At 38.9% G+C, this 22,698-nt stretch carries 15 protein-coding genes; 9 read left to right on the top strand and 6 right to left on the bottom strand.

Annotated elements, in window-relative coordinates; translation table 11 throughout:
* Positions 1 to 51 precede the first annotated feature (51 nt).
* Together BI291_RS09945 and arcA are read left to right on the top strand one after the other, a co-directional pair.
* Complete coding sequence (locus BI291_RS09945) at positions 52 to 1,683, top strand: sensor histidine kinase (RefSeq protein ID WP_254849558.1); 1,632 nt, start codon at positions 52 to 54, stop codon at positions 1,681 to 1,683.
* A 190-nt stretch (positions 1,684 to 1,873) separates the two neighbouring features.
* Positions 1,874 to 2,575: a two-component system response regulator ArcA gene (gene arcA / locus BI291_RS09940; protein ID WP_074498608.1), complete on the top strand. Its 702-nt coding sequence runs from the start codon at positions 1,874 to 1,876 to the stop codon at positions 2,573 to 2,575.
* A 134-nt stretch (positions 2,576 to 2,709) separates the two neighbouring features.
* Here arcA and BI291_RS09935 read toward each other — a convergent pair whose 3' ends face one another.
* The gene (locus BI291_RS09935) at positions 2,710 to 3,060 is read right to left on the bottom strand and encodes an Hpt domain-containing protein (RefSeq protein ID WP_074498607.1); all 351 of its coding nucleotides are present in this window, start codon (positions 3,058 to 3,060) and stop codon (positions 2,710 to 2,712) included.
* 275 nt (positions 3,061 to 3,335) lie between these two features.
* Between BI291_RS09935 and folE2 the strand changes: the two genes are divergently transcribed.
* From folE2 to BI291_RS09920, 3 genes are all read left to right on the top strand, one after another.
* Complete coding sequence (folE2, locus tag BI291_RS09930; RefSeq protein ID WP_074498606.1) at positions 3,336 to 4,259, top strand: GTP cyclohydrolase FolE2; 924 nt, start codon at positions 3,336 to 3,338, stop codon at positions 4,257 to 4,259.
* Positions 4,260 to 5,052: 793 nt separating this feature from the next.
* On the top strand, positions 5,053 to 9,513 hold the full coding sequence (gene gltB, locus BI291_RS09925; protein ID WP_074498605.1) for a glutamate synthase large subunit: 4,461 nt from the start codon (positions 5,053 to 5,055) through the stop codon (positions 9,511 to 9,513).
* Positions 9,514 to 9,540: 27 nt separating this feature from the next.
* Positions 9,541 to 10,959, top strand: a complete 1,419-nt coding sequence (locus BI291_RS09920) for an FAD-dependent oxidoreductase (RefSeq protein WP_074498604.1) — start codon at positions 9,541 to 9,543, stop codon at positions 10,957 to 10,959.
* Between the two features lie 326 nt (positions 10,960 to 11,285).
* Here BI291_RS09920 and BI291_RS09915 read toward each other — a convergent pair whose 3' ends face one another.
* Together BI291_RS09915 and BI291_RS09910 are read right to left on the bottom strand one after the other, a co-directional pair.
* A complete protein-coding gene (locus BI291_RS09915; RefSeq protein ID WP_254849557.1) occupies positions 11,286 to 13,850 on the bottom strand; it encodes an EAL domain-containing protein in 2,565 nt (854 codons plus the stop codon).
* Between the two features lie 89 nt (positions 13,851 to 13,939).
* Positions 13,940 to 14,233, bottom strand: coding sequence for a hypothetical protein (locus BI291_RS09910; protein WP_074498603.1), 294 nt, complete (start codon positions 14,231 to 14,233; stop codon positions 13,940 to 13,942).
* A 158-nt stretch (positions 14,234 to 14,391) separates the two neighbouring features.
* Between BI291_RS09910 and BI291_RS09905 the strand changes: the two genes are divergently transcribed.
* The 4 genes from BI291_RS09905 (at position 14,392) to BI291_RS09890 (ending at position 20,075) form a co-directional block, all read left to right on the top strand.
* Complete coding sequence (locus BI291_RS09905) at positions 14,392 to 15,231, top strand: 2OG-Fe(II) oxygenase family protein (RefSeq protein WP_074498602.1); 840 nt, start codon at positions 14,392 to 14,394, stop codon at positions 15,229 to 15,231.
* A 121-nt stretch (positions 15,232 to 15,352) separates the two neighbouring features.
* Positions 15,353 to 18,271 (top strand): RNA polymerase-associated protein RapA, encoded by a 2,919-nt coding sequence (gene rapA, locus BI291_RS09900; RefSeq protein WP_074498601.1) that lies wholly within the window; start codon positions 15,353 to 15,355, stop codon positions 18,269 to 18,271.
* A 2-nt stretch (positions 18,272 to 18,273) separates the two neighbouring features.
* On the top strand, positions 18,274 to 18,939 hold the full coding sequence (gene rluA, locus BI291_RS09895; protein ID WP_074498600.1) for a bifunctional tRNA pseudouridine(32) synthase/23S rRNA pseudouridine(746) synthase RluA: 666 nt from the start codon (positions 18,274 to 18,276) through the stop codon (positions 18,937 to 18,939).
* 161 nt (positions 18,940 to 19,100) lie between these two features.
* On the top strand, positions 19,101 to 20,075 hold the full coding sequence (locus tag BI291_RS09890) for a DUF3530 family protein (protein ID WP_074498599.1): 975 nt from the start codon (positions 19,101 to 19,103) through the stop codon (positions 20,073 to 20,075).
* 28 nt (positions 20,076 to 20,103) lie between these two features.
* Here the strand turns inward: BI291_RS09890 and djlA are convergent, their stop codons facing one another.
* The 3 genes from djlA to BI291_RS09875 are packed head-to-tail and all read right to left on the bottom strand — an operon-like array spanning position 20,104 to position 22,573.
* Entirely contained in the window at positions 20,104 to 20,895 is a 792-nt protein-coding gene (gene djlA, locus BI291_RS09885) for a co-chaperone DjlA (RefSeq protein WP_074498598.1), read from the bottom strand.
* Positions 20,895 to 21,581 (bottom strand): N-acetylmuramate alpha-1-phosphate uridylyltransferase MurU, encoded by a 687-nt coding sequence (gene murU, locus BI291_RS09880; RefSeq protein WP_074498597.1) that lies wholly within the window; start codon positions 21,579 to 21,581, stop codon positions 20,895 to 20,897. The genes djlA and murU overlap by 1 nt, the downstream gene beginning before the upstream one ends.
* Positions 21,578 to 22,573 (bottom strand): aminoglycoside phosphotransferase family protein, encoded by a 996-nt coding sequence (locus BI291_RS09875; protein ID WP_074498596.1) that lies wholly within the window; start codon positions 22,571 to 22,573, stop codon positions 21,578 to 21,580. The genes murU and BI291_RS09875 overlap by 4 nt, the downstream gene beginning before the upstream one ends.
* Between the last annotated feature and the right edge of the window lie 125 nt (positions 22,574 to 22,698).

Raw genomic sequence — 22,698 nt, 5'->3', positions numbered from 1 at the left:
ACTTGATATCAACAATTATCAAGCTAACGGTAAATAAACTATATTATTCTAATGCCAATTCATAAAGACATAAAATCAATACGTCGCGCAATTCTGATCAGCATTGTGGGTTTTGTGTCGCTATTTGTTTTACTCGCTTGCGCCTACATGGCAAAAACTTTCTTAAATGAATCTGAACATCAATTAGAAAAAAATACAATCCAATGGGCTAACTATGTTGTTCAGCTGGCATCAGATGATTTACGCAGTGGTGACAAATTTGCCTTAGAAGATAAATTACAACTTTTTTCTGCCAATGAAGCAATACAAAAAATTGATGTTTACGCATTAGAACATACCACAGATAATTTCAATTATTTCGCAGGTTACGATTACTTAAAAAGTGCTAAAACTATTGGCGAAAAAATTACGACACAAGAAAAGAACCGTTATCTAACTCCCGTCAAAGAAGGTGATGTAGTTAAGTTTGTTACCCCTGTTGCTCTACAAGATCAAAAGCTAGGCTATGTGTATATTGAACTAGATACTCAACAAGGTTTGTCGTTCGATACCCATATTATTATTATTTTTGTTTTGCTGATTCTACTACTTTTTTGTTGTGTCTTTTTTGTCAGTTATCGACTGGAAAATTACATAGTGACACCATTAAGAACGTTAAGTACCGATATTTTAAAAATCACACAATCAAAAGATTACAGTTTACGAATTTCAAGCTTACCTTATAGAGAAGCAGAAATTGTAGCCATGAATATCAATAACTTCTTAAACCGCACTGAACGGCATATCACACAATTAGGTTTAGCAGAAAAGCAAAGTCTAGAATTAAATATTGAATTAGAGGACAAGGTCACCAAGCGAACTGACGCATTAAAAGAATCGAACCAAGAGTTATTATCTACCTTAGAAAAATTACACCAGTTCCAAGACCAACTGGTAGAAAGTGAAAAAATGGCATCTTTAGGTGATATGGTCGCGGGAGTTGCTCATGAGGTAAATACTCCTATAGGCTTAGGTGTTACAGCTTCTACGTTGCTTTCCGATAGGCTGACAGATATTAAAGCATCCTTTGAAGATAAATCTTTAAAATCAAGTCAGCTTAAGAAGTTTCTTACCGAAGGCGAAGAAAACGTAGGCATTATATATCGCAATTTAAAACGCGCTGCTGAGCTTATTTCTAGTTTTAAAAAGGTGGCTGTTGATCAGTCAAGTGAAGAATTCAGACAATTTAACTTCAATGATTTGCTTAATGAAATGATGCTAACCTTAGCACCACAAATTAAAAACTCACCATACAATATTACTTTCCACTGTCCTGAAGAACTCACTGTTGTGAGTAAACCAGGCCCCATTAACCAAGTGCTAATAAATTTAATTCTAAATTCAATTACTCATGGTTTTGATGGCCAAGAAAATGGTAATATTACCTTGTCAATTGCTCAACATAGCGAAACGCTTCATATGGTGTATCAAGATGATGGGCAAGGTATTGCCAGTGAGATTAAAGATAAGGTTTTTGAACCTTTCACCACAACAAAACGCGGTGAGGGAGGTAGCGGCTTAGGGCTACATCTCGTATATAACTTGGTAACACAAGCACTAGGGGGGAGTATTAAGCTAGAAAGCAACCCCGAACAAGGCACAAAGTTTGAAATTCAGTTCCCTATCAGTGAACAGCTACTTTAACCAAGTATGTAGCTTAACACTTTATTAACACCGGTTAGATTTTAGCCATTGGAATATTTGTTATTTTATATTAGGGTGTATAAAATTGTTATTAAGATGTAACGATAAACAATAACACTTAAATTCGTTATAATTGTACTAACAGACAAAAACCAGATTACGTATTACTGTATTTATTTTGGAAAAACGCATGCAAAAACCTCATATACTTATTGTAGAAGACGAAGAAGTTACTCGATTTAATTTACGCAACTTATTCGAAGCAGAAGGTTACATTGTTTCAGAAGCAATAAACGGCGAAGCGATGGAGCAGCAATTAAAAAATAATACCATTAACCTGGTAATTATGGATATAAATTTACCAGGAAAAAACGGGCTACTTTTGGCAAGAGAATTAACCACCAATAGCGACCTAGGACTTATTTTTCTTACCGGCCGCGATAGTGATATCGATAAAATTTTAGGGTTAGAAATTGGCGCAGACGACTACCTGACTAAACCATTTAACCCTAGAGAGTTAACCATTCGATCGCGCAATATATTAAATCGTATCACGCAAGGAAAAAATGATACTGATAATGCCATTGTTAAATTCAATCAGTGGACACTTGATGGTAATTCTCGACAAATGACCGCACCTAATGGTGATATTATTTCAATTCCGCGCGGTGAATATAGAGCATTACGGTTATTGATTGCCAATGCTGGCCAAATCGTTACCCGCCAACAATTAATTAAAGAAATGACCGGACGAGACTTACGCTCAAACGATAGAACAGTTGATGTAACCATCCGTCGATTAAGAAAGCACTTTGAGTCAGTAGATAAACAAGTTGAGTTAATTAATACCATTCATGGCGAAGGCTATCGATTCGTCGGTAAAGTAGAATAATTAACAATTTTCTTTATACCAACACAATACAACATAAAGCTCAGTTTATAAAAGGTTAGTAATGCTAACCTTTTTAATATACGCAAATAACTCAACTTGCCATATGCAATCAAATAAGTAATGGCTGCAATAAGTTACTGAGAGTCTAACCACGTTTCAAATGTTGTAATTGATAACTGATTCTCATGTTTCAATAAGGCCAAATACTCACGTTTGCGTGGCCACTCATCCGTCGATTTTTCTACCTGTACTAATTGCTGGTGTACAACAGATAAACCAACACTACCTGCAGCACCTTTCATTTTATGACATGCTTCTTGCCAACCTGACTGGTTTTCATTCTCAACTGTTTCTGCTATATCATCTAAATAGATTTGAGATTGTTCAATGTATAACGCTAACATCTGCCTCACAACATCTACGCCAAGGTTATCAATATAACCAACAAGCAGCTCAGTATCTAACTGTTTCATATTATTAAACATTCATTTATCTACGTACGGTTGATATTCATTGTAACAGGCAAATTCATTTTGTCATTAATCTGCTCCAATATTACTTTCTGGATATATTTTCTGACAGTTGGCCGATATAGCATATACCAGCTTAATATTGCTTTTACCGATGAATTCATTCAAAATACTCGCCCTTTAAAACTAGGCGTTAACATTACTAAAAACGCTTAAATGCATTAACCCTGTTATAACTGAAGTTAGGGGAAGCCTAGCCCTTTATATAACACCCTATTACCGGAGTCTCCATGTCTACCTTAATGCCTGATATTGCAAATCATACTACTGCCCAAACCGAAGGAACACTAGATTGGGTGGGAATGAGCAATATTGAAATGCCTATTATGTTATCTTCAAAAGATGAGTCTCCTAGAATGGTTTCTGCGTTTGTTGATGCGTTTGTTAACTTAAAAGAACCACAAGCTAAAGGCATTCATATGTCTCGCTTATATTTGTTGCTTGATGAGCTTTCCACAAGTAATGAATTAAACTATCAAAGCTTAGTTACCCTGCTTGATGGTTTTATCAGTAGTCATCAAGAGCTTAGCGATAATGCTAAAGTGGTTTTTCGCTTCGATTACCATTTAAGAAGAAAGTCGCTCATTAGCGGTAAACAAGGCTGGAAAGCCTATCCTGTTACAATTACCGGTAGATTAAACCAAGGTAAGCTAAGCATAGAGCTTCATGTTGATGTGCGTTATTCATCAACTTGCCCTTGTTCAGCAGCATTAGCTCGCCAACTGATCCAACGTGCATTTAAAGAATCATTTAACGAAGAAAGCGTAAACCTCGATGATGTTCATCAATGGCTAGGTACAACAGAAGGTATTGTTGCAACACCTCATAGCCAACGCTCAGTAGCAGAGATAAAAGTAAGCCTTAGTGAAAACTTAACTGAATTTCCAATTAAAGACATTGTAGATTTAACAGAAGGTGCGTTAAAAACCCCAGTTCAAGCTGCAGTAAAACGTGAAGATGAACAAGAATTTGCTAGATTAAACGGTCAAAATTTAATGTTCTGCGAAGATGCTGCACGTAAATTGCAATTTGCAATGAATCAAGTACCTGCGTTTGAAGACTTTTGGTTAAAGATAAACCACCTTGAATCATTACATGCCCATGATGCAGTAAGTATTACGACGAAAGGTATAGCAGGCGGCTACCAACCTTAATATTCAAGCATACGTTCTTATAATAGCAGGAACAATTCCTGCTATTTTTTTATCTATTTTCCGCTAAAAAGACACGCAGCGTTAATACTGACTAAGAATTATCTGACACACATAGTTGCTACTCACTGTTGAGACACGATTACTACATATTGCCTGTATACATAAATTAAATATTTCCACTAGGCCCTATTGATTTTTCGCGTTTATTTTGCAACCGTTTATTGATATTTAAACAAGGCATTGCGATTAATGTGTGATTATTCTGTGCACTCCCATGAAAAAGCAATAACGACGTATAAATGACAAAAAACGCTACCCTTTGGGTTCAACATTTACTCTCGAAAGCGCAATAGTCCCTAATTATTCCATTCAACTTACCAACTTTTTAATAGCAATTTTTTATAGGTTAGTTATTTAATGTTTAAGGTGAATAATTTTTTGCATAAATTACCTAAATCGCAAACCTGTGGCTAGCCCTTACCTATCATGTAATAAATTTACATTATACAACCACATAACGATCAAAACCCACTTAAATGTAAATAATTATCATTAAGATAAAGAGCTCTTTCATGTAAAAAACAACACTTTACCCTTTAAATACAACAGGATATAAAAATGTAAATAAATTACGAGCAAAAACTCTATTTTTATTGACCTTTAACCAGTTTGCGTTTAATGTTAGGGGTTCCGCTTAGCTCAAAAACCAGAGTAATTATGCATTTTTTACATAATTTTATTCTAATTTTAACGACTCTGGTGCCAAGTAGGTATTTTTTTTAGGAGAGAAAACATGCAGCTTTATGATCCCAACTTTCAAAAAGACAATTGCGGGTTCGGCTTAATTGCACATCAACATGGTGAAAACAGCCACAAGCTTGTAAAAACCGCAATTTCAGCACTTGATCGTATGCAACATCGTGGTGGTATAAATGCTGACGGTAAAACAGGCGACGGTTGTGGATTATTAATGAAAAAGCCTGACAGCTTTTTCCGTGCAGTTGCTGAAGAGAATGATTGGAAGCTCGGAAGAAAATATGCCGTTGGTATGATTTTCTTAAACCCTGATCCTATCATTGCAGCACAAACTAAAGAAATACTTGAGCAAGAACTTGCACAAGAAATGCTAACCTTAGTTGGCTGGCGTGTCGTGCCAACTGACAATTCCATATTAGGTGACATTGCAGTCGGTAATGTACCTACTATTGAACAAATCTTTGTCAATGCGCCTCCGGGTTGGCGTAATCGCGATCTAGAGCGCCGTTTATATATGGCTCGCCGCCGCGCAGAAAAGCGTATTGAAGACGAACGCTTTTATGTGGCTAGCTTGTCATGCTTGGTTACCATCTACAAAGGCTTAATGATGCCTGTAGATTTACCTAACTTTTATTTAGATCTTGCTGACATACGCATGCAAACAGCAATCTGTGTATTTCATCAACGCTTTTCAACCAACACATCGCCACAATGGCACTTAGCACAACCTTTCCGTTATTTAGCCCACAATGGTGAAATCAATACCATTAAAGGTAACAGACAATGGGCAAGAGCACGTACTTATCGTTTTCAATCTCCGCTCTTACCTGACTTACAAAATGCGGCGCCATTTGTTAATGCAGCAGGGTCTGATTCATCATCATTAGATAACATGCTTGAGCTATTTTTAGCCGGTGGTATGGATTTATTCCGTGCTATGCGCTTATTAGTACCACCTGCATGGCAAAACAGTCCATTAATGGATGATGATTTAAAAGCATTTTATGAGTTTAACTCAATGCACATGGAACCATGGGATGGCCCAGCAGGTATCGTGATGACTAACGGTCGCCATGTTGCTTGTAACCTTGATAGAAACGGTTTACGCCCTGCACGTTATGTTATTACACGTGATGGTTTTATCACCCTTGCCTCTGAAGTGGGTATTTGGGATTACGGCGAAGATGAAGTAGTAGAAAAAGGCCGTGTAGGGCCAGGTGAAATGCTTGCCGTAGATACCTATACAGGTAAAATTTTCAACTCAAATGATATCGACAACGATTTGAAAGTACGTCATCCGTACCGTGAATGGTTAGATAAAAATATTAGCCGTTTAGTGCCATTCGAAAAACTCGATGCAGAGCTTATTGGTAAGCGAGCATTTAACGATAAAAGCATTGCCCAATATCATAAATTGTTTAATTACAGTTATGAAGAAATTCAACAAGTGGTTAAAACTCTGGCAGAAAACGGTCAAGAAGCAACAGGTTCAATGGGCGATGATACGCCAATGGCGGTGTTATCAAGTCAGCCAAGAACCTTATACGATTATTTCCGTCAACAATTTGCGCAAGTGACTAACCCGCCTATAGATCCATTACGTGAACGTTATGTGATGTCATTAGGTACGTGTATTGGCCGTGAACATAACGTATTCAATGAAACTACTGGTCATGCAGACAGAATCCTTTTTGATACTCCTGTATTAATGTATACCGGCTTAAAGCAATTGCGAGAGCTTGATCCTGAACATTACCGAAGTGATACGTTAAGCTTAAATTATCATGCTTCTGAAGGGTTAGAAACCGCAATTCTTCGTGTATGTGATGAAGCTGTTGAGCTTGTTCGTAATAAAAACACGGTAATTTTGATTCTTTCTGATCGCCAAATTGATAAAGGCTCCTTGCCTATACCTGCAGCTATGGCTGTTGGTGCGGTACAAAAACGCTTAGTGGATGAACAATTACGTTGCGATTCGAATATTATTGTTGAAACAGCATCAGTCAGAGATTCACACCAATTTGCCGTTTTACTCGGTTTAGGTGCAACAGCTATCTATCCATATCTTGCTTTTGAAACGGTAGAACAACTTGTCGATCAAGGTCAAATCAACTTATCGGCACGTGAAGCCGTTGAAAACTACCGTAACGGTATTAATAAAGGCTTACTGAAAATACTCTCTAAAATGGGTATTTCTACCATCGCAAGTTATCGCTGTGCTGGTCTTTTCGAAGTGATCGGTTTGAATCAAAATATCATGCAACTTTGCTTCCCTGACTTACCAAGCCGTATTCAAGGTGCTGACTTTACTGATATAGAGCAAGATAATATTAATTTAGCCCGCAAAGCTTTCTTAGCCCATCAAAAAATAAGTCACGGAGGCTTATTAAAATATGTTCACGGTGGTGAGTACCATGCGTACAACCCTGATGTGGTGAAAAATTTACAAGATGCCGTGCAAAGTGGTGAATACAGCGACTATCGTAAATTTGCTGAGACCGTCAATAATCGTCCGGCTGCCGCTTTACGTGATTTACTTGCGCTTAAATCGGACACTAAACCAATCAGTATTGATTCGGTAGAAGCAGACACTGAAATGTTTAAACGCTTTGACAGTGCCGCGATGTCTATCGGCGCTTTGAGCCCTGAAGCGCATGAAGCTTTAGCTATTGCTATGAACCGCTTAGGTGGATTCTCAAACTCTGGTGAAGGAGGCGAAGATGAGCGTCGTTTTGGTACCGTGAAAAATTCACGTATAAAGCAAATTGCATCGGGTCGATTTGGCGTAACACCACACTACCTAGTCAATGCAGATGTATTGCAAATAAAAGTAGCGCAAGGTGCAAAACCAGGTGAAGGTGGCCAATTACCAGGAGATAAAGTAACGCCGCTTATTGCAAAATTACGTTTCTCAGTACCAGGCGTAACACTTATTTCACCACCTCCGCATCATGATATTTACTCTATAGAAGATCTAGCTCAGCTTATCTTTGACTTAAAACAAGTAAATCCTAAGGCTGTTATTTCTGTCAAGCTCGTTTCTGGCCCAGGCGTTGGTACAATCGCTTCAGGTGTTGCCAAAGCTTATGCCGACTTTATTACTATCTCTGGTTATGATGGAGGTACAGGGGCTAGCCCATTAACATCAGTTAAATACGCGGGTTGTCCTTGGGAACTTGGTTTAGCAGAAGCACATCAGTCACTTGTTTCTAATGGTCTACGCCACAAAGTACGATTACAAGTAGATGGTGGTTTAAAAACAGGTTTAGACATCGTTAAAGCCGCTATTTTAGGTGCTGAAAGCTTCGGCTTTGGTACAGCTCCTATGGTAACGCTAGGCTGTAAATTCTTACGGATTTGTCACTTAAACAACTGTGCAACAGGTGTTGCTACTCAAGATGAAGTATTGCGCGAGCAGTTTTTTAAAGGCTTGCCTGATCAAGTAATGAATTATTTCAAATTTGTTGCTCAAGACGTGCGTGAGATTTTAGCTCAGTTAGGTGTTGAAAGTTTGACCGCAATTATTGGTCGAACAGATTTACTTGAACCACTTGCAGGTATAAGTGCTAAGCAACAGAAACTTGATTTATCACCTATCATTGCGCCCGTTGTCCCTAAAGAAAATACTGCTGTTCATCAAACAGAGCAAAACAAGCCATTTGATGAAGGTAAGTTAAATCGAGAAATTTTAGCTGCTGCACGTGATGCAGTAGCACACAGTACAGGTGGAAACTTCCGATTTAGCATCAAAAACGTTGATCGTTCTGTAGGTGCGGTATTATCAGGTGAAATTGCAAGGCAGCATGGTGACCAAGGCATGGCTGCGCAGCCAATCAAAATTCAATTAACCGGTACCGCTGGTCAAAGTTTTGGTGTATGGAATGCTGGTGGTCTTGAATTAACCTTAACTGGTGATGCAAACGACTACGTGGGCAAAGGAATGGCTGGAGGTAAACTGACTATCAAACCACCGAAAGGTGTTGCCTATAAGAGTCATGAAACGATGATCATGGGTAATACCTGTTTATATGGTGCCACAGGTGGCAATCTATATGCGTGCGGCCGTGCAGGTGAACGTTTCGCTGTGCGTAACTCTGGTTGCCAAGCAGTGGTTGAAGGTACAGGTGATCATACCTGTGAATACATGACCGGCGGTATAGTCACCGTATTAGGTCAAGTTGGGGTGAATTTTGGCGCGGGTATGACAGGCGGTTTTGCTTACGTACTTGACGAAGCCGATGATCTCGCCATCCGAATGAATAATGAATCAATAGAAATGTTAGCCGTTTCTGATTTCAATATTCATATGGAACATTTACGCGGCATTATCAATGAACATTTCGAAGAAACAGGCAGCTTACGTGCCCAAGAAATTCTTGCAGACTTTGATAAATTTTCACCAATGTTTAAATTAATTAAACCAACAGCTACTGACGTAAAAACACTTTTAGGTCATCGTAGTCGTTCTTCTGCTGAACTTCGCGTTCAAGCACAGTAACTAAAGAACGCGAAGAGGAAGATTATAATGAGTAAAAATGTATACCAGTTTATCGACGTAAATCGCATCGAACCGCCGAAAAAGCCAATAGATGAACGAAAAATCGATTTTGTTGAAATATACAATCCACTGAGTAGCGAACAAAGCTCAGGGCAAGCAGACCGTTGTTTAGATTGTGGCAATCCTTATTGTGAATGGAAATGTCCAGTACATAACTACATTCCACAATGGTTAGAACTGGTCACCGAAGGCAAAATTTTTGAAGCCGCAGATCTATGTCATCAAACGAATAGCTTACCTGAAATGTGTGGTCGTGTTTGTCCACAAGATAGATTATGTGAGTCAGCATGTACGTTAAACGATGAATTCGGCGCAGTTACCATCGGTAATATTGAAAAATATATTACTGATACCGCATTTGAGCAAGGTTGGAAACCAGATCTTTCTGATGTTGAACCCACGGGAAAAAAGGTTGCTATTGTTGGCGCCGGCCCAGCTGGTTTATCATGTGCCGATGTATTAACACGTAATGGCGTTGACTGTGTCGTGTTTGATAAACACCAAGAAATTGGTGGATTATTAACCTTCGGTATACCCTCTTTCAAATTAGAAAAAGATGTCGTCAAACGTCGTCGCGGTATTCTAGAAGGGATGGGAATTGAATTTAAGCTCAATGTAAATGTGGGTGTTGATATTCCATTTAGTGAACTGACTGATAATTACGATGCTGTTTTTCTTGGTATGGGTACCTATACCGATATGACCGGGGGGTTTGAACACGAAAGTGCTCCAGGTGTGTATAACGCACTTGATTTCCTTATTGCTAATACGCAACACATTATGGGTATCACTGAAAACATAAAACCGTATGTCAGTTTTACTGATAAAAAAGTAGTTGTGCTTGGTGGTGGTGATACTGCTATGGATTGTGTACGCACTTCTATTCGTCAAGGGGCAAAAGAAGTTACTTGTGCCTATCGACGTGATGAAGCCAACATGCCTGGTAGCCCTCGTGAAGTGCAAAATGCCAAAGAAGAAGGTGTCGACTTTCAATTTAATATTCAACCATTAGATGTTGCGGTTGATGAAAACAGCCAAGCATGTGGTGTTAAATTTGTGAAAACTCAACTAGGCGCACCAGATGAAGCAGGTCGCCGCCGACCAGAGCCAATTGAAGGAAGTGAGTTTATTATGGAGGCTGATGCTGTAGTGATCGCATTCGGCTTTTTACCAAGCCCACCTAAATGGATGCAAGATGCAGGCGTTTCGCTTGATGAAAGAGGCCGCGTGGTCGCCAATGCAGAGAGTGAATTTGCGTTACAAACTTCCGCGCAAAATATTTTTGCCGGTGGCGATATGGTATTAGGCTCAGACTTAGTTGTTACGGCTGTGGATCAAGGTAGAAAAGCAGCATTAGGTATTTTAGATTTTGTGCTAACTGAATAGTCAAAAGTCAATTTATCGGTACATAAAGAGACGGTAATACGTCTCTTTTTTAATTCTTTTATAAGGAAAACCAAAGACTTTCGCCAACAAGTGATTCAGCGCTTATCCAGTATCTCGTAGCGGCTACGCGCCAATCAAATGCCGCACAGTATTTATATGTTCAGGGTTTTACCAAAATATTTTTACTCATTTAATACCAATTCGCATAAAGACTAATGAGTAGCATTTTTAAAAGGCACCTCCCCGATAATTATCGAGCGATTTCGTAAAGCATTTAAGTAAGTGAAAAATCAGGTGTGTTATCTAGGTTACAAAAATGGCTAACACTAACCTAAACATTCTTCGATAGCCGCAGCAGGCATAGGCTTATGAAAATAATAACCTTGGCCATACATGCACTCCATTTGCAAAAGTAGGTTTGCATCAGCAAGGTATTCAATGCCTTCACCAACGGTCCCCATTTGTAAATTTGTTGCTAAATCAATAATGGTTTTGATGATCGCTTGGTGGTTGCCTTGTTTATGAATATTATTAATAAATGAGCGATCAATTTTTAGCACATCAATAGGAAAACGATGTAAATAACTTAGGCTAGAATACCCAGTGCCAAAATCATCTAGTAGTATTTTCACACCCATTTCTTTTAGCGCTCTCATGTTTTTTAAGACCATGTCGCTATTTTCAAGCAGCGCTCTTTCAGTTAACTCCACCCGTAAATGTTTAGCTTTAATACCAACTTTTATCAAAATAGCGGCAATGTCAGTTGGTAAATTAGGATCGAAGAAGTGGTTGCCATATAAATTGCAACTCACGTATAGATCATCACGTTTAAATTTTAGTTGCCATTGTTTTAATTGAAAACACGCTTTCTCCATGATTTGTAAATCTAATGCCAAAATAAGGTTCGTTTCTTCTGCGAGCGAAATAAATTCGTTCGGCATGACAAAACCTCTTTTCTCACTTTGCCACCTTGCTAAGGCTTCAAAACCAACAATTTTTTTATCGGATAAGCGTACAATCGGTTGAAAGTAAGGGAAAAATTCTTTTTTATCAATTCCTTCACGAGCATCTGCCTCTAATGTCATCGCATTTTGCACTTTCTTATGCATGCTAGAGTCAAACACTTCATAACGTCCTTTTCCCATATCTTTTGCGTGATACATAGCTATATCAGCATCACGCAGCATGGTTTCAGCATCTTGGTACCTTTCATCATTAAAAAGTACTCCCATACTAGTGCCAATGAAAACTGGCTGGTTTTCGATCAAAAAAGGCGTAGAAAGAAACGCGGTAATGCGTTCAGCAACATCATAAGCTTCTTGTTGTTCAACTAAATCTTCAATTAATATGACAAATTCATCGCCACCAAGTCGTGCTACGGTATCTTTGGTTCGTACGATATCTTTTAAGCCTTCAGCAACTTTCTTTAATAACACATCTCCCGCATGATGCCCTAAACTATCATTGACCACTTTAAAGCGATCTAAATCTAAAAATAAGATAGCAAATTGCAGCTCTGGTTTTCTTACCCAACATGCAATGGCATGATTTAACAAATCTAAAAATACAGCTCTATTGGCCAGCCCTGTTAATCCATCATGGGTTGCAGCATGCTTAAGCTTTTCTTCAATGGCACGACGCTGTTTAATTTCTTCTTCAAGTTCAACGGTACGCAACTTCACTTGTTGCTCAAGCAACTCTTGTGTTTGCCGCTCAAACAGTGCCAATTCGCGTCGTTTTATGGCAGTGGAAACGTGCTGTGAAACAAAGTTAAGCAGCTCGGCATCATTCTCATTAAAAATAATGCCTGCTTGGTAACTCTGAATAACCATTGCCCCTATTGCTTCTTCCGATTGCATCAAAGGCACGCCAAGCCAAGATTTAGTTTTCGTCTGTGGCTTCGCTGTTTCGCCCTTTTCATACAAATCAAATATTTGCTGCCTATTCAAAAGGATGGTGTCTTTTTGTTTAATGACTAACTCGGTTAAACCATTTGAAAATTTGCGTGGTGAAAACTTTTCAACCAGATCTTCAGAATCTTGCTCTGAGTAATAAACAAATGTAATGGTATTTTTAATACGATTAAAATTAGCAATATAAAAATTTTCTGCGTTTAGCAGTTGACCGACAATGTTATGCACCATTGCATAGAATTTTTCGATATCAATTGAAGCATCATTAGTTAATTCAGAAATTCGATAGAGAGATTCTTGTAATAACTCAGACTTTTCTCGCTCACGTATTTGCTCCATCAATTCATGAGTGCGCGCATCTACGGCTTTTTGTAAACGCTCTCGATCTTGAAGTCGTGTCATGGCAGTCACGATATGTTGTGCAGTAAAAGTTAGCATTTCAAGATCATGCTCTTGATAACGTGTTTCTTCGTTATAGCTTTGTACCGCCATGACGCCAATCACCAAATCATCACAAATTAAAGGCACTCCTAGCCAATCAGTTCCGATAGTGCCCACCGCTGTCAGCAAACCTTGATTTTGCATTTCATCCATTTTTTCTGGCGTCACCAATAAAGGCTTACCTGTTTCAATCACATAACTAGTCATTGAGCCTAACCAGTCGTTATAATCAACAGGACCAGAAGGAAAACTGTCTTTTTCATCAATATCATAAACAAAGTTTAAGGTATTAAATGTTTGATCATACATCACAATGTAAAAATTTGGCGCGTTCATAATTGACGCGATTGCTTTATGTACTTGTGGGTAAAAGGTATGAAGATCAGCACATTCATGCGAAAGCTGATTAAGGGTAAATAACGCAGTATATCGCCCTTCCAGCGTTCGGTACTTTTCCAGTAATGACAATGCCTCTTTTGCTAATGCATGATCATTATTTGGTAGTGAATTAGCGTCACTTGATGATTTATTACTCATATATCATTAAATTATCATAACTTTAGCAAAACCTCTAATTGGTATAGCTAGTCTTTTGATCAATATTTATCGTTGATAATCATAACATTTTAATTATTTACCCCTTTCTCCTCTAACGCTTGCATTTCTTCTTTGTTACCACAAATAGCATCTTGCTGGCTGTCGCGATAGTAGCGCATTTCAACACAGTCTTGCTGATAACGACGTTCTAATTCCGTGCGAATAATAGGTTTATCTTTCGCTGCATCAATTTTACCCTGTAACGTTTTACACTCTTGGATTTGTTCAGTCGCTAATGTAATGTCTTCACACGTTTCAGAATTGCTTGAACAAGCTGTTAACATGCCGTTTATAATTAACGCGATTACTACAGTCAATTTCATTAGTTTTTTCTTCCTAGATTCAATACATTATCTTTTCATTATAGCGATGTTTTTTATTCTAGATAGCTTTACGCTATGATTATTTAAAAACTTTACCTGACCATTTAGACAGGTTTTGATATACTAAAAAAAGTACAGCAACAAAATGAGTTTTCACTATGCAAGTTCAAGTGGTCGATTACCGTGAAAAAGACGCGCCAAAGCGTTTCGTCCAAAGTTTAAGAGATACTGGATTTGGTGTATTAACGCACCATCCGATAAAACAAGAACTGGTTGAATCAATCTACCAACATTGGTATGACTTTTTTCAACATGGTGACCCAGAGCAATACGCTTTCGATCCTGCAACCCAAGATGGCTATTTTGCGCCTGCAATATCAGAGACTGCCAAAGGCCATCAGAAAAAAGACATCAAAGAGTATTATCATGTCTATCCATGGGGAAGAATTCCTGAGTCATTAAAAGAAGAAATACTCACCTACTATAAACTTGCAAGTTCACTCGCTGCTGAATTACTTGACTGGATTGAGCAATATAGCCCTGAAGATGTCGCTAAACTTTATTCTGAACCGCTTTCATCTATGATTAATAATACGCCAAATACCTTGTTGCGTGTTTTACATTATCCACCATTGTCAGGTGATGAAGAACCCGGAGCAGTTAGAGCCGCTGCCCATGAAGATATTAATTTAATCACTATTTTACCCGCAGCAAATGAACCAGGCTTACAAGTGCAACTTAAAGATGGAAAATGGTTTGACGTACCGGCAGATTTCGGACAATTAATTATCAATATTGGTGATATGCTGCAGGAGGCTTCAAAGGGATATTTCCCTTCAACAAGTCACCGTGTTATTAATCCATCTGGTGAAGAAGCTAAGAAATCTCGCATTTCTTTACCGCTGTTCCTGCATCCGCGCGACGAAGTGGTTCTATCAGAACGCCACACGCAAGAAAGCTATTTATTAGAACGGTTAAAAGAATTAGGCGTTAAATAAACACTCTTTGAGCAAACCTAATAAAAATCACCATTTTTCAGAAAAATTAGATGATCAGCGCTATGATTAACGTTACCATAGCGCCCCTTTTTTGCATCGCATTTTTTTGGAGTTTATTTCTATGTCGTTTCAGCCGGGTCAACGTTGGATTAGTGATGGAGAATCAGACCAAGGATTAGGAACAGTCACCAGTGTCGAAGGTCGCTTTGTCTCAATTATGTTTACCGCGACCGGAGATATCAGAAAATATGCGATCGATAACGCACCACTAACTCGCGTTATTTTCCAGCAGGGCGACATCATCCCTAGCCACGAAGGTTGGCAGTTATCTGTTAATGATGTAGAAGAAACCAATGGGATATTAACCTACCACGGTATCCGTACTGATAACGAAGCATCAGAAAGCTTAAAAGAAGTGATGATTGATCACTTTATTAAATTTAATAAGCCCCATGACCGTTTACTTAATGGTCAAGTCGACAGGTTAGACTGGTTTCGCTTAAGAAAAGACAGCCTCAAACATCAGTTCCAGCAACAACAATCATTACTTACCGGTTTAACTGGCGGCCGCGTTAGTTTAATCCCACATCAGCTATATATCGCAGATGAAGTCGGCAGCCGATTTGCACCACGGGTATTATTAGCCGATGAAGTTGGCTTAGGTAAAACCATCGAAGCCGGGTTAATCATTCATCAACAGTTGGTTACTGGTAGGGCACAACGTGTATTGATTATTGTGCCAGAATCGCTAACTCATCAGTGGCTAGTTGAAATGTTACGTCGTTTTAATCTCCACTTTAGCATTTTCGACGAAACACGTTGCCAAGAAATTGCTAACTCAGGTGATGAAGGTGAAACAGTTAATCCTTTTTCTTCTGAACAATTAGTGTTAGTAAATCTAGATTTTATCACTAAACAACCACAGTGGTATGAAGCACTCATTGAAGAAAAATGGGACCTAATGGTCGTTGACGAGGCTCATCATTTAAATTGGCAAGTTGATAACGCAAGCATCGAATATCTTTGTGTAGAGCAACTTGCTCAAACAATTCCTGGTGTTTTACTTTTAACAGCAACGCCAGATCAACTTGGTCATGAAAGTCACTTTGCTCGTTTACGATTATTAGACCCTGATCGATTTTATGATTATCAAACCTTCACAGAAGAAGAAACGCATTACACCGAAGTAGCTGATGCTGCCAACGCGCTTGTTGCTGAAACCGCATTAAATGATGAGCAACAACAAGTTTTGACTTCATTGCTGGCTGAAAGTGATATCAGTGCACTACTTGCTGATCTCAATGGGGATGAAGCGCAGCAATCGAAAGCACGTAAAACATTATTAAATCAGCTGCTTGATCGGCATGGTACAGGTCGCATTCTGTTTAGAAATAGCCGAAATACCATCAAAGGCTTTCCAGAAAGAAAGCTTCATGCTACGCCTTTGACCATGCCACAAGCATATCAAGAAAGCATTGAAGATTTTTTATTATCAGACAGCCGAGAAAATTTAGTTGCTAAAAAACAAGCACAATTTATTAATACACCAGAACGCTTATACAGTTTAGCGTCTGTTGAACAATGGTACGACATAGACCCTCGCGTTGATTACTTAACGACTTTATTAAAAGATCTAAACAAAGAAAAATTACTGGTGATATGCGCACACGCTGAAACCGCCATTGAATTAGAAAATGCCCTCCGAGTAAAAGCAGGCATCAGAGCAGCTGTATTTCATGAAGGGTTAAGCATTTTCGAACGAGATCGCGCAGCGGCATATTTTGCCCAAGATGAAGACAGTGCCCAAGTATTATTATGTTCAGAAATTGGCAGTGAAGGCAGGAACTTTCAGTTTGCCCATCACTTAGTGTTATTTGATTTACCAACCAATCCTGATTTACTCGAACAACGCATAGGACGATTAGATCGAATCGGCCAAACACAAACCGTTAATTTACATGTGCCTTATTTTGAACATTCAATGCAAAGCGCTTTATTCCAATGGTATCACCAAGGATTAAACGCATTTGAGCATACATGTGTTACCGGTCGTTCCGTATATGAAGCTCAAACAGAACAATTAATAGACTTACAATTTTCGCCAGTTGCTGACGATGCATCAATCAAACACTTTGTTGATGACAGTCATACATTACACTTACAAATAAAGGTAGAGTTAGAAACTGGCAGAGATAAATTGTTAGAATTAAATTCTTCGGGACAAGGCCGAGCTGAAACGTTAGTTGATGAAATTATTCAGCAAGATAACCATACCCGTTTACCGCAATTTATGTTTCAAGTATTTGACGTGTTTGGCATAGGACAAGATGACAAAGCAGACAATGCTATTGCCTTACAGCCTACAGAACATATGTTAAGCGGTAACTTTCCTTGTCTCCCTGATGATGGCACAACAGTCACTTTTCATCGCGATACCGCGTTAGCTTGTGAAGATTATCATTTGCTCACTTGGGACCACCCCATGGTAACAGGTGCGATTGATTTAGTCCTTTCTGATGATGTCGGTAATTCAAGTATTGGATTACTTAAAAACCCAGCACTACCTGCAGGTACATTCTTCCTAGAATGTATGTTCACTCTTGAAGCAACAGCGCCAAGCCAACTGCAATTGAAGCGTTATTTACCTACCACCCCAATTCGTGTATTGGTTGATAAAAAGGGTAATAATCTTGCTGATAAAGTCAGCGAAGCGGTATTAGATCAACAGCTCATTCCGGTTAAAAAGCAGGTTGCCTTACAATTAATAAAAGCATTGAAAGAGCAAGTATCTCCGCTGATTGAAAAAGCTGAGACACATGCTAAATCGCATGTTGACTCGCTTATCACTTCAGCCAAATCACTAATGACAGATAAGCTAACACAAGAATGGCAAAGACTGTCAGCGTTAAAAGCTATCAATCCAAGTGTTCGTCAAGAAGAGTTAGATTTTATTAGTCTGCAACAGCAAGAGTTAACGACTTATATTGAAAAAGCACAATTAAAATTCGAAGCAGTACGTTTAATCGTGGTGACTCACTAACGATGAGCGCAAACCCTGACTTTGTTTATTCACCGCCGTTATCTCCTTACCTTGATATACTGTATCGAGACAATGATATCGTCGTGGTGAATAAACCAAGTGGCCTTCTTTCTGTACCAGGAAGACTACCTGAGCATAAAGACTGTCTGCAAACACGTGTTCAACGTGTACTACCAACTGCTACCATTGTACACAGATTAGATATGGCAACTTCAGGTGTCATGCTGATGGCATTAAATAAACACGCGCATGTAGAAATTAGCCGACAATTTGAAAAAAGGTTAACGCAAAAATACTACCTTGCGCGTCTTTTTGGTCATCCAGAGCAAGAAACAGGAACCATTGATCAACCATTAATTTGTGACTGGCCGAATCGACCAAAACAAAAGATAGACTACGAGATTGGTAAAAAGGCACTGACCCATTACCAAGTACTAAGTGCAGACGAGCAAACCAGTTTAGTTAAGTTAACGCCGATAACTGGACGCTCTCATCAGTTACGCGTACATATGTTGTACCTTGGTCACCCTATACTTGGAGATAGATTGTATGCCCACTCACAAGCACTAAGTATGAGTAACCGCTTATTATTACATGCACGTGAACTAACATTTAACCACCCAGTTCAGCAAAGAATGCTAACCATCGGAGCCGATTGCCCGTTTTGATACTGGGGTCTGTTGACCTTTCGCGTTTATTTTTGCAACAGTTTATTGGTGCTCGGGATAAGAAGTTAGCTAATCAACTGAAACGGTAAGCTTGTTTTTAACAACAGTTTTTCGTTAAAGTGTCGATATAGTACCAATTGATATAATTATTAGGAATCGTAATGGGCATACTAACAAAAGCAGTACTTTTGCCTGTTATCATCAGCTTTATTGTTGCTAGCTCAGCTATTTCTAGCCGTTCGTTCAGCCAAGAAAACCAAGAACAAGAAACGCAACAAAACACTAGCGAATCGACACCAGAAAAGGCTTCAGAAAAAACGACGAACAAGGCTGATGCCGAAACAGTAACTAATGAACAACAATCACCTGAAAAAGCCGAAATATCACTCCCTAAAACATTGCCTGAAATTTATGCGTTAGATTTAAAGCATTATTTACCAGAAGGTGAATATGAAAATATTATGGTCGATGATAATGAACACGTTGCCTTAGTGACTACCCATGATAGCGAATTACCAAAAGGAATTGCTATTTTAATACCAGAATGGCAACAACCGGCGACGAGCCCTCAAGCCATCAACGAATTACGAAAAATATTGCCAAAACAAGGATGGACAACATTTAGTTTACAACCGCTTGATAAGCCTGAAAACTATCCTTCAAACGCGCTCGACGATGCAGCTAAAGCAACAGAAAATGCCGAACAGTTGGCTCAATATCAACAACAACTAGCCCCATTAATCGCCGCAAGTATTGAAAAGGCAAAAAGCTTTCCTGGGATCATCATATTAATTGCACAAGGGCAAAATGCTGCACAAATTTTGTCAATTTTACAGCAGCCTGAATTTGCTAAACCAAATGCCTATATCATGTTAAGTGCTTACATGCCAACGACACAAGAAACACAAATTGCGGCAGAACATCTGACTGACTTAACCTTACCTATACTTGATGTTTCTTTGAAAGCTGATCATTTTCAGGTTCCTCGTAATGTGGCTCTACGTACCAAGTACGTTAAACAACTTGCAAAGTCTCAATATCGACAGACCACCTTATTTAACTTCACTACCGGCTATTACGATGCCAATGCGTTAGCAACACAAATTAAAGGTTGGCTAACATCACTCGGGTGGTAATTCGCTCAGATAAGTCGTAAACACATGGCTAACTTTTCTTTTTGTTGATCAACTCATACGCCGCCTGAATGTCTTGTGCCTGCTCTTTTGCAGACTCCATCATTTCAGGTGGTAGGCCTTTTGCAACAAGTTTATCTGGGTGATGCTGAGCCATGAGTTTACGATACGCTTTTTTTACTTCTTGAGCCGATGCCGAAGGGGAAACTCCTAGCAATTTATAGGCATGTTCAAGTTGTTCTTGATGTGACTGCCCTTGTTCTGCACCTTGATGAAACTGTGCTCCTGCCATGATCATTTCAAGCAACTTATCTAAATCACGTGCCGAAAAACCTAATTTTTTTGCTATTACATGCAAAGCTTCACGCTCGCTTTGCTCTAAACTGCCGTCAGCAAACGCAACTTGAATCTGAATTTCCACAAACATTAACAGCAAGTCTTGTCGGTGACCACAACGTTTTTTGAACGTTGTTAATTGTTTTTCTATAGGAAAGCCAGCCAATTTACCTTCACGAAACGCATCTTGTGCCTGCTTCTTCATTTCAGCAGTTAAACCAAGCTTATTCATATAGGCACTAGCAAATGCGATCTCATGCTCTGTTACTCGACCCTTGGCTTTAGCGATATACCCCATGACGGTGAACGTGGTGTAAAAAAAAGTTTGTTGTTTACTTTCTTCATCTTGCGCTGCAAATCGATCGAAATCGAAACCCACGCCTTTATCAAAGCGATGTCCCAGCCACATACCTAATAATGCACCGATTAAATGTTTACTCAGCATAAAACCAAATAAAAAACCAAGTACTTTGCCCCATATACGCATTAATAAAAACCTTCTAATTCTTTGTTAAGTAAAGCAAGCCGTTCAGGAGTTCCCACATCTGTCCAGTTACTGGGTAACACACTACCCGTTACCGTCTGTTGATTAATGGCATCACGCAACAATGGTGCTAGCTTCGTTGGCTGACCTTTTTGACAGGTTGAAAATAAGCCTGCACGATAAATACCGATGCCACTATATGTATATCGAGAAGCAGTATCTCCATTATTTTTCACCTGCCCATCTTCCAAATTAAAATCCCCTAAAGGATTATGTTCAGGATTTTCCACTAGCCATAAGTGTGCCTGTGTTTGTTCTGATAACTTCGGGATATCGTTAAAATGATAATCAACGTAAATATCACCATTCACCACTAAAAAAGGTGCGTTATTATCGTCAAGAATTGGCAGTGCTTGGCATATACCGCCAGCAGTTTCGAGTGCTTGTTCTCCTTCATGGCTATAGACAATGGATACACCAAATTGACGACCATCCTTTAAACATGCCACTATCTTATCGCCTAACCAAGCAGTGTTTATAACAAATTCACGAAAACCTGCTTTGCGTAATTTTTCAATATGATGGACGATTAATGGCTTTCCTGCTACTGATAACATTGGCTTAGGCAAATTATCGGTTAAAGGTCGCATTCTTTCGCCGCGGCCGGCCGCTAAAATCATAACCTTCATTTAGCTTCCTTGTGCTCAACAAGCGGTAATACTTTATCAATGACTAATTGTTTTAGTGATGCAAGCTCAGGGTAATGCTGACACACGTCAACAATATAATGCAAGGTCAACGGGATATCCTTCACATAACTAGGCTTGCCATCGCGATGCTTTAATCGTGCAAATATTCCTGCCGCCTTTACATGACGTTGAATTCCCATTAAATCGAACCATCGACGCCATTGCGCAGTAGATATATTCTCTCCTGTTAATTGTTTACCATAGTGAGCAATAAAATATTTCAATGCTTGTTCTACAACATCATCTGACCATTTAACGTAGCAATCTCTAAGTAATGACACGACATCATAGGTAACAGGGCCGATAACTGCATCTTGAAAATCAATTACCGCTAGTTGTTGTTGATAACACATTAAATTTCGACTGTGAAAATCTCGATGCATCACAACTTGAGGTTGTGCCAATACATTATCAATTAAACAGTCAAAACAGGTTGCTAGTGACTGGCGTTCTTCAGGTGATAAGGTGATATCTAAATGCTCTTTTAACAACCATTGTGTAAAGATATCGAGTTCCATTCTCACAAAATCAGCATCATAGTGCGGTAAGTTTTCTTGCGGAAGCATTGCAATAACAGGCAAAAGATCAATCGCACGCTGGTAATACTCAATCACAGTATCTGGCGATAACACATCAGCGAGTAAAATATCCCCTAAGTCCATTAAGCAAAAGAAGCCTTTTTCATTGTCATGATAAAAAATTTCAGGTTGTAGAATATCTGCTTGCACTAAACGTTTTGACATCTGAACAAACGCTTTATTGTTGCAATACTGGGTCGGTGAATCCACCGCAATAAAAGATTGTTCATTTAATTGAAACCGAAAGTATCGTCTAAACCCCGCATCTCCAGTTAAAGGCTGCAGTGTCACTTGATTGCTTTTGTGTTTTTCAGCTAACCAATCCGTTAGCTGATCATGTCTTACGTCGTGCAAAAATTTCTCCTACTGCTGACTAATACAATTAATATAATGAAAAAATAATCAGGAAAGACGAATTACCGTTTATTTATTGGGTTCACATTATCGCTATATGTACTTATATTTCGTTATACCGCTAT

Origin of the sequence: Thalassotalea sp. PP2-459 (assembly GCF_001913705.1) — a bacterium.
Classification (GTDB): Bacteria; Pseudomonadota; Gammaproteobacteria; order Enterobacterales; family Alteromonadaceae; genus Thalassotalea_C; species Thalassotalea_C hakodatensis.
The sequence above is the reverse complement of the archived record's forward strand: the minus strand, read 5'-3'. Positions and strand labels throughout refer to the sequence as shown.

What these genes read in the sequence shown, in the direction of transcription:
- BI291_RS09945 (WP_254849558.1), top strand. Translation starts at nt 52, where the DNA reads ATGCCAATTCATAAAGACATAAAATCAATACGTCGCGCAATTCTGATC.
- arcA (WP_074498608.1), top strand. Translation starts at nt 1,874, where the DNA reads ATGCAAAAACCTCATATACTTATTGTAGAAGACGAAGAAGTTACTCGA.
- BI291_RS09935 (WP_074498607.1), bottom strand. Translation starts at nt 3,060, where the DNA reads ATGTTTAATAATATGAAACAGTTAGATACTGAGCTGCTTGTTGGTTAT.
- folE2 (WP_074498606.1), top strand. Translation starts at nt 3,336, where the DNA reads ATGTCTACCTTAATGCCTGATATTGCAAATCATACTACTGCCCAAACC.
- gltB (WP_074498605.1), top strand. Translation starts at nt 5,053, where the DNA reads ATGCAGCTTTATGATCCCAACTTTCAAAAAGACAATTGCGGGTTCGGC.
- BI291_RS09920 (WP_074498604.1), top strand. Translation starts at nt 9,541, where the DNA reads ATGAGTAAAAATGTATACCAGTTTATCGACGTAAATCGCATCGAACCG.
- BI291_RS09915 (WP_254849557.1), bottom strand. Translation starts at nt 13,850, where the DNA reads ATGAGTAATAAATCATCAAGTGACGCTAATTCACTACCAAATAATGAT.
- BI291_RS09910 (WP_074498603.1), bottom strand. Translation starts at nt 14,233, where the DNA reads ATGAAATTGACTGTAGTAATCGCGTTAATTATAAACGGCATGTTAACA.
- BI291_RS09905 (WP_074498602.1), top strand. Translation starts at nt 14,392, where the DNA reads ATGCAAGTTCAAGTGGTCGATTACCGTGAAAAAGACGCGCCAAAGCGT.
- rapA (WP_074498601.1), top strand. Translation starts at nt 15,353, where the DNA reads ATGTCGTTTCAGCCGGGTCAACGTTGGATTAGTGATGGAGAATCAGAC.
- rluA (WP_074498600.1), top strand. Translation starts at nt 18,274, where the DNA reads ATGAGCGCAAACCCTGACTTTGTTTATTCACCGCCGTTATCTCCTTAC.
- BI291_RS09890 (WP_074498599.1), top strand. Translation starts at nt 19,101, where the DNA reads ATGGGCATACTAACAAAAGCAGTACTTTTGCCTGTTATCATCAGCTTT.
- djlA (WP_074498598.1), bottom strand. Translation starts at nt 20,895, where the DNA reads ATGCGTATATGGGGCAAAGTACTTGGTTTTTTATTTGGTTTTATGCTG.
- murU (WP_074498597.1), bottom strand. Translation starts at nt 21,581, where the DNA reads ATGAAGGTTATGATTTTAGCGGCCGGCCGCGGCGAAAGAATGCGACCT.